A 10,555-nucleotide genomic window follows, 5' to 3' on the forward strand; every position below is an offset into this window, starting at 1 on the left:
CGGCCACCCCACGTTTCTCGAAGTCGGGATGTCAGCTGCGGATTCCACTGACCCGACGTCCGAGAAAGAGGACCGCCGCTGATGCTGATCGGCATCGATCCGCACAAGTCGACCCACACAGGCACGGCCGTCGATCCCGAGACCAACCGTGATCTGGCATCGATCCGCATCGACGTGACGCTCTAGGAGTACCAGCGCATGCTGGACTGGGCCGGCCAGTGGCTCGAGCGGCGATGGGCCGTCGAGAACGCCAGGGGCCTGGGACGCCATCTGACTTCATGGCTGCTTGCCCGGGGGTAATACACCAGAACGACTGGTCGCGCGCCGAGTCGTTCGCCGAACGGGCCGTTAACCTGCTGGACGACGCGTTCACCCGGGCCGCCTGCGGCACTATCCTGATCACAAGGCCGATTTCTTCGCTAGCCAGAGCGACAACCGGTGGCAGGAATTCCTCCAGCGCGGGAATAAGCACTTCGAGGTGGCGCTCGCCTCGGACCGGGCGATGTCGCTGGCGGAGAGCGTCACGGAGTGCGACGTCCCGGAATGGTCCACGCCGATCGCCGAGTTGCTCCACGAGTGGAAGCTGATCTACAGCGGCCTGCGCCTGGACCTCCGACACGACCTGGCCCCGGACTCGGTCCGCCGAGCCGACGTGCTGTCCCGCCGATGGAGAAACCTGTCGGAGTAGGGCCTCCCCGCTGAAGGTCCAAGGGGTCGACTCCCGACGGAGCCGGCGCCTTGGGCCTGAGTTGGAGCGCCCTCATCACTCCCGGCTCCCGGCTCCGCTCGCCATCCATGCGCCGAGCGTGGATTACCGGCACTGCCACGCTCGTGACGGCCGCAATCACTAGGGTTGCCCGCGGAAGGCTGGTTCGCGAAGGACTTGGATCGCCTCCCTGTGGCACCCCCGCCCCACCGATCTGATCGATGCGGGATTCGCCTACCGGGACCTCACAATGAAGCTCCGCAAGGACCCTGAGACCGGCGTCCCGCACTACTTGGTGCATCGAGGACAGGGCCCACAGTGCGGAAAGGCGCATGCCACGCAGTGCACATGACGGCCAGCGCAGCGCGAACTGCTATCGATTGGTGCATGGCACGACGAGGTCCTGTACTGATGCCTTCGAGCCGGTCCCCGCAGCGGGCACCCCAGCGCTGGGTCGCGTGCGTACAAGCCGGGGGCGTTTTGAAATCCCGGGTGGGCCGTTTTGGAGGCGTCCGCGTTAAGGCGCTGACCTGGGCCTGGAGCGTTTTCGACAGATCCCACATGAGCTGGCACGAAGAAATTCATGGCAGTCAACCGAAGGAGGTCGGTGAGGAAACGGCAGCGGAGCAGCCCTCACTCCCCCGGAACGCCCGCAGCGCGCCGCCCCGACCGGACCACAGGTTGGAGCCTCCCCCGGTCACACGCTAGGTCGCAGATCCGGCCCAGAGCCTGAAGAGGACGCCTCTCTCCAGAACGAAATTGAGGAAGGCCACGCCCCAAGTCCCGGGATCACCTTGTTCCCTCAGCCCCGGCAAGAATCAACAGGGCTGGGCATGGACTCCCGCTCGGCCACATACGCCGAGCTGGATCTCCTCGCTCTGCTGTGCCCGCCCATCCTGCTCGCAGACCTGGTCCGGCTGAGCTCGGAGGAGCTGATGCAACTGCACGGGCACCTTCGTGGCCTTGCGGCCCTGACAGCCAAGCTCAGGGGGCAGCCCGTCCTCTGACCTCTCAAAAATGGTCCGGCAGCGCCTTCATCCCTTGGCCGGGTTGGCGCTGCCGGACCCCACCTCCACCATCGACCACGCGGCACGGCCGCACGGAAGGGGCTTCGGCATGCCCTCACGCAAGGAGAGGAACGCTGCCCACGGTAGCGCGACCTCGCAATACAGCGGGTGGGATTCACCCGCACGGCACACGGTCACGGCGGGAAACCTCCATGGCTAGGCCGACGACCAAGGAGGCACTGCTGCAGGTCTCCCACGTCTGGAAGCAACTCGCGTGGGACGGGGTGATGAGCATCGACACCGTCGACGAGTACATCGAAGTCAGCGAACGCCTGCTCGACTTCGCCCGAGCTCACCAGATCACCCATCTCGATGACATCACCCCAGCCCTGGCCGAAGCCTTCGTCAATGCCCCGGGACACGACCGGCACCGAGGGATCATCGCCACCCCGGCAGGAGGAACCCGCCGACAACGGCGCTCCGCGGTCACATCCCTGTTCGCGCACGCCCGCGCTCTCGGACTGACCAAGGCGGCGCCGATGGTCGACTCCGCGCCCATTGCCCGCAGCCCCCGTCGGCCTGGGGCCGACCTGCAATTACATGAAGTCGCCCAACTGCAGTTCCACTCCGAACGGGGCATGCCCGCTACACGGCACGCAGCCCTGCTTGCCCTCCTGCTCGCTGGATTCTCCAGCGCCGAGACTGGCGCCGCGTCCACCGCCGACCTAGAACTCGACGCGGGCTCAGTACACACCAGCGGCTCGACCCGGACGCTCGCCCGGACCTGCCAGCTCGACGAGTGGAGCGTCCATGTCCTGGGACTGCGCGCCGCCCATCTAGGCAAGCGAGGTCCGCAGCCGCACCAGCTCGTGGCCAGTGCCACCTCCGCGCCCAGCGTCGTGCAGTCCAGCGTCGGCTCGGGCTTCGGTGACATCGCGCGCCGCAGCGGCCTGTCCACTCAATCCCGCAAGGTCGAGCCCCGCGATGTCACCCGCTATGTAGCCCGCAAGATCCTCAATGAAACCGGGCAGCTCTCCGAAGTCGCCCGCCGCCTGGGCCTGTCCTCCCTCGATGTCGCTGCCGCCCTGGCCGATCTGCAGTGGCACACGGGAGGCGATGCCGCATGACCGCCCCCAAGAAGCGCGCCAGGCGCAAGCCTGTGAAGAAGAAGCCTGACTACGTCCTGGCCACCATCCCCGACGACACGTTCGGAGCGGCAACCGACCCCCTGCCGGCCAAGAGTCCAGAGGCCCCACCGCTGACCGCCGACGAGCGGTTCGAGTACCTCCTGGACAACCCCGACCTATACGCCGCCGCCCGTGCCCTCCCCGGGCCTGGCCGCGTTGGCCGGCCTGCCCATCACCCGCCTGTCGTCTATCTAGTCTTCCTCTGCGCGATCTCCTTGTTCGGCTCCGCCCGAGCCACCTCGTGTCACCTTCAGCGTCCCATCTGGTGGGACCTCGTCCGCGCAGGCATCCGTACCCACATGGGCGACGAGCTCGCCGACTCTCTTCAGCCTGTCGGCCCCAGCAGGGGCCAGTGGAACTACTTCTTCCACACGAAACTCAAGCCCGCCTTCGCTGACGTACGCGATATCAGCCGCGACCTGTGGATCCAGCAGGCTCTCGACCACGGAATGATGAGCGAGACCAGCACGCGAGTCAGCCGGAGCTGCCCCGAACGCCACCAGGTCATCCACGCCGACGCAACCGTCGCCTGCCCGCCGTCCTCTCAGCGGCACCGCACGACCGTTAACAAGGTGACCGGAGAGATCCGCCACCACCGTGTCGATCCCGACGCCGGCAATACCGTCGAGGGCGGTGGCGCTCGCGTCTACGGCAACAAATTCCTCTCTGCGGCCATCCGTCTCGCGAATACCCCGCACAGCCGCGTCATCCTGGGCATCGAATCCATCCGCCACAAGTCGGCCAAACACGACCCCCAGCGCGGCGACGAAGGCACCGCCTTCGTCAAGCTCGCCCAGTACATCCTGAGCCGAGCCGGTGGCCTTCGTGCCATCACCTACGACAACGCCCTCCGCGGAGTCCACCGGGCCCCGCTCATCGCCGACGGCCTCGTCGTCTTCACCACCCAGCACGGCGGACTCACACCCGAATCCCTGCACCGCTACGAGGACGGGCCCTGCCGCCACGATCTCTACGTCGCCGAGGGGCGCGTCTGCGAACGCCACATCACCGTCGACGGCACCACGCACTACACCCCGCTACCCGTCGAAGAGCTCGAATACCGGCAGGGGACACGGACCCGCTTCTACCACCGCCTGACCATCCCCTGCCGGGTGACGAACCACACCACCCGCGTCCGAGTCGACGAAACCCCAGAGGACCGCCAGATTGACCCGTCGACCAAGCGACAGCGTTTCAACCGGACAGAACATCTGCGGCAGGTCCCACCGGACACCCACGCGGGCCGACGCCTCAAAGGTTTCCGCCAAGACAGCGAGTCCCAGCACTCCCGCTTCGACCAGAGCTACCCCCATAAGAGGGTCCCGGCATACGGGGCCAACGCGGGCATGTTGATCTACATCGGCTACGCCTGGCTCAGTAACTCCGTCGCGCGCGCCAAGATCAACTCCACCGTCGCCGCCTGAGCCAGGGCGCACACATCCGCCTGCGGATCACGCACCACCCGCTACACTGACCGCGGTGGCTAAGCCCTCACCGGCTTCCACCGCGACCTGTCGCCAAGCAAGCCTGAAGCAGTCCGCCTACCTCGGCAGACTTTCAGACACGTTTTCCGACAGATCCCCGCCTTCGTAGCTCAGGGGATAGAGCACCGCTCTCCTAAAGCGGGTGTCGCAGGTTCGAATCCTGCCGGGGGCACAGCGCATTACCGCTCTGACCTGGGGTTTCTCCCCCAGGGAGGGGTCTTGCTCGGCCTCGGACTTCTCGTCCGGGGCCGTTTGCGTGAGCGGATGGGACGTTGCTCGCCCGGACGTCGCCCCATGAGCACCCTGGCGGTCGGGGCGTAGGCCACATGCACCTGCCAGCGAGACCAGCACATAGAGCACTGACCCCACTGGCACGCCACGATTCATCGCTCAAGCTGGAGCAGCATCCGAGAGAGAGCCGTCACCGAGGGCACCTCGGAGAACGTGGGTGATCTCCTCGGGCTTGAGATCGATGCTGTCGATCCCCTCCATGGTCAGCGGGACCTCCTCCAGTGCGTATTCGCCCCGGCCCTGGGCACTGAACTCGGGCCCGCTGCGGTCGTCGAAGGACCAGGTCGCAATGCGGGTGAGGTAGAACAGCTGACGCTCGTCGTCGGACTCCATCGTGTGGAGGAGGCGGACGATGTCCGCCTTCCCTGCGATCTCCTCGTGGATCTCCCGGTGAAGGGCAGCCTCCCGGGATTCGTCTTCGGCTTCGACACCTCCACCGGGAAGCACCCAGTACACGGGGACTTTGGGCTTGGTACGGCGGATGACCAGCATCGTGTCGTGCTCGGTGACGAGGACGGCTCGGACCCGTTCGATCATTCGGTTCTGTCTCCTTGCTTGTTGACGGTCTCAGTGCATCAGCCAGCCGCCATCGACGTGGACCGATTGCCCAGTGACGAACGATGCGGAGGGCCCGACGAGGAACGCCACGAGCGCCGCCACGTCTTCGGGCCGCCCCCGGCGGGGAACACACTGGCGCTTGATCTGGTCCTCCGGGCTGGCGCGATGGCGGGCGGGGATCGCGGTCTCGGCGTCGACCTGGATGGCGCCGGGCAGGACCGTGTTGACGCAGACTCCGTACGGGCCCAGCTCACGGGCGCGGGATCGGGTGAGGCCCAGGAGCCCTGCCTTCGCGGTGCTGTACGCGACGAGATTGGTCCGGCCGGCGCGGGCGTTGACGCTGCTGATGTTCACGATGCGGCCCCAGCGCCTTTCGACCATGCCGGGGGCCACCGCGTGGCAGGCGCGGTAGTGCGCGGTGAGGTTCAGTCGAGGGAGGTCCGCCTACGCCAAGGAGACATCGACGGCGCCATGGCCACCTGGCGCGACTTCCTTGGCTGCGCCGACGGCATCCGTTCGGTCAGCGTCCAGGCCGCACTGCGGGACATGCGCGTACGCCTGCGCCGGTACAGCGCGGTTCCCGAGGCTCAGCAACTTCGTGAACGGGCAGGTCACATCACTGACTGACTGGCGAGGGCCAGCAGGCGGCTCGGGACCCGCCTAGCCTTCCCTTCGAGGGCGGGGCGACAGGGCATTGATCCCGCAGACGTCCTGCGGTTCAGGATCAGGCGACCGCGACAGAGGCTATGGATGCGTCAGCCAGGTCGCCGGAGGGGAGCCCTGCCAGATAGCGCTCGGCATCCAGGGCGGCCGAGGCCCCACTGCCGGCAGCGGTGACGGCCTGCCGATAGGTGTGGTCGACGACATCGCCTGCACCAAAGACGCCAGGGAGGTTCGTCCGGGTCGTGGGTGAGGAGACCTTGAGGTAGCCCTCCTCGTCCAAGTCGAGCTGACCACGGAAGAGCTCGGTGCGCGGGTCGTGTCCGATCGCAATGAACAGTCCGGTGGCCGCTACTTCTCGCGTGGCGCCGCTGAGGACGTCCCGGAGAACGATGCCACCGAGCATGGTCCCCTCCTGCCGGAGTTCGGCGACCTCGGTGTCGAAGACGAAGGAGATCTTGTCGTCGGCGAAGGCGCGGTTCTGCATGACCTTCGAAGCGCGAAGCGCGAAGGGCGGAACGGCGGTGGACGACGGCCACGGACCTGGCGAAACGAGTCAGGAAGGTGGATTCCTCCATAGCGGTGTCGCCGCCGCCGACCACGACGATGTCGCGGTCACGGAAAAGGAAGCCGTCGCAGGTGGCGCACCAGGACACTCCTCGGCCGGAGAACTCTTCTTCACCTGGGACGCCGAGCTTGCGGTAGCCGGAGCCGGTCGCGACGATCACCGTCCGGGCCTGGTGGACGGTGCCGTTCGAGTCGGTGAGGAGTTTGAAGGGCCGGTGAGGTCGACGTCGGTGATGTCGTCGTCGATCATTCGGCGCCGAACTTCTCGGCCTGGGCCCGCATCTTTGCCATGAGTTCGGGGCCGTCGACGCCCTCAGGAAAGCCAGGGAAGTTCTCGACCTCCGTGGTAGTGGTCAGGGAACCACCGACGAAGATGCTGCTCCCGAAGAGAACGGGCCTGAGCTGAGCACGGGCGGTGTAGAGGGCAGCGGTGTAGCCGGCAGGGCCGGAGCCGATGATGACGACGTCACGTATCACGCTCACGCCGTGGCCTCCGGGGCGATCTCGGCGATCAGGCCCTCCACGAGGGTCCTGATCTCGTCGCGGATGGGGCGGACGGCTTCCACGCCCTGGCCTGCGGGGTCCTCGAGCTTCCAGTCGAGGTAGCGCTTACCGGGGAAGACAGGGCAGGTGTCACCGCAGCCCATCGTGATGCAGACATCGGACTCGCGGACCGCGTCGGTGGTGAGGACCTTGGGGGTCTCGGCGGAGATGTCGATGCCGACCTCGGCCATCGCCTCGACGGCAGCAGGGTTGACGCAGGCGCCCGGGTTCGAGCCGGCGGAGCGGACCTCGACGCCGTCCCCGGCAAGGTGAGTCAGCCAGGCAGCGGCCATCTGGGAGCGGCCGGCGTTGTGGACACAGACGAACAGGACGGACGGCTTGCCGGAAGACTCGGCCATGGTGATCGTTCTCTCTCGTCGCACGGCGGGACCAGTCGCCAATGACTTCAGCCCCCGCTGGTATCAGCGAGTGGTGATGTGAGAGTATCAGTGCATGCTGACTTCAGTCGATCCTGATCTGATCCGGGTGCTGGGCGATCCGCTCCGCCTCCAGATCGTGACCCTGCTGGCGCGCGAGACGCTCTGTACGACGCACCTGGTCGAGGAGACCGGCGCGAAGCAGACCAACCTGTCCAACCACATGAAGGTCCTGCGCGAAGCCGGCGTGGTGGAGACCGAGCCGTGTGGCCGCTTCACCTACTACAAGCTGCGACCCGAGGTCCTCGCCGGGCTCTCCGAGCAATTCGCGGCACTCGCCGAGTCCGCCCGCACAGCCGCCGAGAACAAGAGGGCCTGCCCGTGACCTCCACTGAGCCCACCACGGTCTCCACCCAGGGTGCCGGCCCGGCGGGGGACGACTCGATCGTCAAGAAGCTCTCCACTCTCGACCGCTACCTGGCGGTGTGGATCCTGCTGGCCATGGCCGTCGGCCTGGGGCTGGGCCGGCTCATCCCAGGGATGAACGACGCGCTCGCGAAGATCGAGGTCGGCGGGATTTCCCTGCCGATCGCGCTCGGTCTGCTGGTGATGATGTACCCCGTGCTGGCCAAGGTCCGCTACGACCGGCTGGACACAGTCACCGGCGACCGCAAGCTGATGGTGTCCTCGCTGGTGATCAACTGGGTCGTCGGCCCCGCGGTCATGTTCGCCCTGGCGTGGATCTTCCTCCCCGACCTGCCCGAGTACCGCACCGGCCTGATCGTCGTCGGCCTCGCCCGCTGCATCGCCATGGTCATCATCTGGAACGACCTCGCCTGCGGTGACCGCGAAGCCGCAGCTGTTCTCGTCGCTCTGAACTCGGTGTTCCAGGTGTTCGCGTTCGGCCTGTTGGGCTGGTTCTACCTTGACCTGCTGCCGCGCTGGATGAACCTCGGCGACGGCCAGGGCCTGGATGTGTCCGTCTGGCATATCGCGCTGAACGTCGTCATCTTCCTCGGCATCCCGCTGCTTGCCGGCTTCCTTACCCGCCGCATCGGCGAGCAGAAGATGGGCCGCGAGAACTACGAGGCGAAGTTCCTGCCGAAGATCGGCCCCTGGGCGCTGTACGGGCTGCTGTTCACGATCGTCATCCTCTTCGCGCTCCAGGGGAAGACCATCACCTCCCAGCCGCTGGACGTCGTGCGGATCGCGCTGCCGCTCTTGGTCTACTTCGCGATCATGTTCTTCGGGACCTTCCTCCTGGGCAAGGGCCTCGGCCTCGCGTACGACCGCACCGCCACGCTCGCGTTCACCGCTGCGGGCAACAACTTCGAGCTGGCCATCGCCGTCGCCATTGCCACCTTCGGCGTCACCTCCGGCCAGGCGCTGTCGGGCGTCGTCGGCCCGCTGATCGAGGTCCCTGTCCTGATCGGCCTGGTGTACGTCGCATTGGCCTGGCGCAAGAAGTTCGCCCCCTCAGCGCTCGCCACCTCGCAAAAGGAGCCTGAGGCGCCTCGCGGCTAAAACAGAAGTTGAGCCAGAACCAGTTCTCACGCACAGAGCCGCTGTCGCTCAGCGCCTCTGCAGACGGGACAGCACGTACCCCGCGTCGCGGCCGACGCCGCGCAGAGTCTTGGAGGAGAAGCTGCGCTGGAACTCCATGCCTACGAAACCGAAGCCCGGCACGGTGATGGCAATGCCGCCCTTGTGGAGCGGTGCGCCGTCGGAGCCGAGGGCGCCGCTGCTGTGCAGGTAGGGAAAGGTGAGCTGGTAGCCGGTGGCGAGCAGGACTGTATCGATGGCTTCTCTCGTTCCGTCGGCCCACACCACGCCCTCGTTCGTGTACCGGGCGAACATGTCGCGGCGTTCAACGCCGTGCCGGTCCAGTGCAGCCAGGTAGTGGCCGTCATCGACCACAGAGACGGGGACCTTCGCCGGTAGCCGTCGGATCGGGGCGATATCGAGGCGGGTGTGCTTGAGCCACCAGTGCAGGTCCCGGCCGAGGGGGCGCTGGGGCAACCAGCCGATCGGGCGCCGGCTGGCCAGGGTGGTGTCAGCGACCACGCCGAGGTCCGCAGCAATCTGAATCGCGGAGTTGCCTCCGCCGACCACGACGACCCGCTTCCCCGCGAACACGTCGGGACTGCGGTAGTCAGCGGCGTGCAGTGCCTGGCCGCCGAAGTCCTGGCGGCCAGGGAGGTCCGGAGTGAAGGGCGTGCCGTAGTCGCCGGTCGCGGCGACGACCGCCCCGGCCGTGAACTTCCGCCCGTCGCTGGCAAGCACGGACCAGGCACCGTCCTGCTGCGCTGCAGAGGTGACGGAGGTCGAGGTGCGGATGTCGGCGGGCAGGCGTTTGGCGTAGTCGCGCAGGTAGTCCACGACTTCGTCCCGGCGCGGGTAGCGGTCCTGGTCGCCGGGGAACGGCATGCCGGGAAGGGAGGAGTACCGGGCCGGGGAGAACAGCGTGAGGCTGTCGTAGTAACGCGGCCAAGACCCGCCCGGCTTCTCTGCGGCTTCCAGGACCAGAACGCGGGTGAAGCCATGACGCGGGGCAAGGGCCGCGGTGGCCAAGCCGGACTGTCCAGCGCCGATGACGATGAGATCGGCATGCTCCATGAGATCGTGGACCCTTCGATTGAGTCGTTATTTCGGGAAGTGACGAAATGTTGGGCAGGAAGCTGTGACAGAAGACGGCGTTGGTACACACCCGCTGGAACCGGCGACGGCCGACTTTCTCAAGGCCCTGGCCAGCGAAACCCGCCAGAAGGTACTGCAGCAGTTCACCGGCGGCATCGAGCTGACGGTCAGCGAGGTCGCCGAGCGCTGCGCACTGAAGCCCTCAACCGCCTCGGAGCATCTGAGCCTGCTGCGCCGCGGCGGCCTGGTGATCTCCCGCAAGGACGGCAAGCAGGTCTACTACCGGGCCGACGGTGCCACGATGGCCCAGCGCCTCTCCGCGCTCCAGGCGTACCTGGCGAACTGCTGCCCTCCCGACTGCGCTACTTGACCCGCAGGGGCGAGCGGGCAGGTCAGCTGCGCAGGTCAAGCATGGCGGCCATGGCCGCCACGACGGACGGGGCTACCTGGTAGTAGACCCAGGTCCCGCGTCGCTCCGAGGTAAGCAGGCCAGCCTCGCGCAGCTTCTTCAGGTGATGGGAGACCGTCGGCTGGGAGA

Annotated in this window: 13 protein-coding genes, 1 tRNA gene and 1 pseudogene; 9 read left to right on the forward strand and 6 right to left on the reverse strand. The window is 66.9% G+C overall.

Features of this window, described 5'->3' with window-relative positions:
• The first annotated feature begins 478 nt into the window (after positions 1–478).
• The 5 genes from JKV81_RS09490 to JKV81_RS09510 all read left to right on the forward strand — a co-directional run bounded on the left by JKV81_RS09490 (position 479) and on the right by JKV81_RS09510 (position 4,556).
• Complete coding sequence (locus JKV81_RS09490) at positions 479–688, forward strand: hypothetical protein (RefSeq protein ID WP_202075392.1); 210 nt, start codon at positions 479–481, stop codon at positions 686–688.
• An 851-nt stretch (positions 689–1,539) separates the two neighbouring features.
• Positions 1,540–1,713, forward strand: coding sequence for a hypothetical protein (locus JKV81_RS09495; RefSeq protein WP_202075393.1), 174 nt, complete (start codon positions 1,540–1,542; stop codon positions 1,711–1,713).
• 212 nt (positions 1,714–1,925) lie between these two features.
• Positions 1,926–2,840, forward strand: a complete 915-nt coding sequence (locus JKV81_RS09500; protein ID WP_202075394.1) for a site-specific integrase — start codon at positions 1,926–1,928, stop codon at positions 2,838–2,840.
• Positions 2,837–4,324 (forward strand): hypothetical protein, encoded by a 1,488-nt coding sequence (locus JKV81_RS09505; protein ID WP_236056026.1) that lies wholly within the window; start codon positions 2,837–2,839, stop codon positions 4,322–4,324. The genes JKV81_RS09500 and JKV81_RS09505 overlap by 4 nt, the downstream gene beginning before the upstream one ends.
• Positions 4,325–4,483: 159 nt before the next feature.
• Positions 4,484–4,556: transfer RNA gene (locus JKV81_RS09510), tRNA-Arg, on the forward strand.
• A 218-nt stretch (positions 4,557–4,774) separates the two neighbouring features.
• Here JKV81_RS09510 and JKV81_RS09515 read toward each other — a convergent pair.
• On the reverse strand, positions 4,775–5,212 hold the full coding sequence (locus JKV81_RS09515) for an NUDIX hydrolase (RefSeq protein WP_129264038.1): 438 nt from the start codon (positions 5,210–5,212) through the stop codon (positions 4,775–4,777).
• 30 nt (positions 5,213–5,242) lie between these two features.
• Entirely contained in the window at positions 5,243–5,662 is a 420-nt protein-coding gene (locus JKV81_RS09520; protein ID WP_268980688.1) for an SDR family oxidoreductase, read from the reverse strand.
• 42 nt (positions 5,663–5,704) lie between these two features.
• On the opposite strand from JKV81_RS09520, the gene JKV81_RS09525 reads away from it, so the two are divergent.
• Positions 5,705–5,860, forward strand: a complete 156-nt coding sequence (locus tag JKV81_RS09525) for a hypothetical protein (RefSeq protein WP_202075395.1) — start codon at positions 5,705–5,707, stop codon at positions 5,858–5,860.
• A 97-nt stretch (positions 5,861–5,957) separates the two neighbouring features.
• Here the strand turns inward: JKV81_RS09525 and trxB are convergent.
• Positions 5,958–6,943, reverse strand: a pseudogene (gene trxB / locus JKV81_RS09530) (thioredoxin-disulfide reductase).
• A complete protein-coding gene (locus tag JKV81_RS09535) occupies positions 6,940–7,362 on the reverse strand; it encodes an arsenate reductase ArsC (protein ID WP_129264042.1) in 423 nt (140 codons plus the stop codon). Before JKV81_RS09535 ends, trxB begins: the two are co-directional and overlap by 4 nt.
• Before the next feature lie 94 nt (positions 7,363–7,456).
• Here JKV81_RS09535 and JKV81_RS09540 point away from each other — a divergent pair, with 94 nt between their 5' ends.
• Complete coding sequence (locus JKV81_RS09540) at positions 7,457–7,765, forward strand: ArsR/SmtB family transcription factor (protein ID WP_103492416.1); 309 nt, start codon at positions 7,457–7,459, stop codon at positions 7,763–7,765.
• A complete protein-coding gene (gene arsB / locus JKV81_RS09545) occupies positions 7,762–8,904 on the forward strand; it encodes an ACR3 family arsenite efflux transporter (RefSeq protein ID WP_129264044.1) in 1,143 nt (380 codons plus the stop codon). The genes JKV81_RS09540 and arsB overlap by 4 nt, the downstream gene beginning before the upstream one ends.
• Positions 8,905–8,952: 48 nt before the next feature.
• Here the strand turns inward: arsB and JKV81_RS09550 are convergent, their stop codons facing one another.
• The gene (locus tag JKV81_RS09550; protein ID WP_202075396.1) at positions 8,953–9,996 is read right to left on the reverse strand and encodes a flavin-containing monooxygenase; all 1,044 of its coding nucleotides are present in this window, start codon (positions 9,994–9,996) and stop codon (positions 8,953–8,955) included.
• A 64-nt stretch (positions 9,997–10,060) separates the two neighbouring features.
• Between JKV81_RS09550 and JKV81_RS09555 the strand changes: the two genes are divergently transcribed.
• Positions 10,061–10,387 (forward strand): ArsR/SmtB family transcription factor, encoded by a 327-nt coding sequence (locus JKV81_RS09555; RefSeq protein WP_241748471.1) that lies wholly within the window; start codon positions 10,061–10,063, stop codon positions 10,385–10,387.
• Positions 10,388–10,409: 22 nt separating this feature from the next.
• On the opposite strand, the gene JKV81_RS09560 is transcribed toward JKV81_RS09555, so the two are convergent.
• Positions 10,410–10,555: ArsR/SmtB family transcription factor (locus tag JKV81_RS09560; protein WP_202075397.1), on the reverse strand; the 146-nt coding region annotated here is incomplete at its 5' end.

This window comes from Streptomyces silvae (assembly GCF_016745505.1).
Classification (GTDB): Bacteria; Actinomycetota; Actinomycetes; order Streptomycetales; family Streptomycetaceae; genus Streptomyces; species Streptomyces silvae.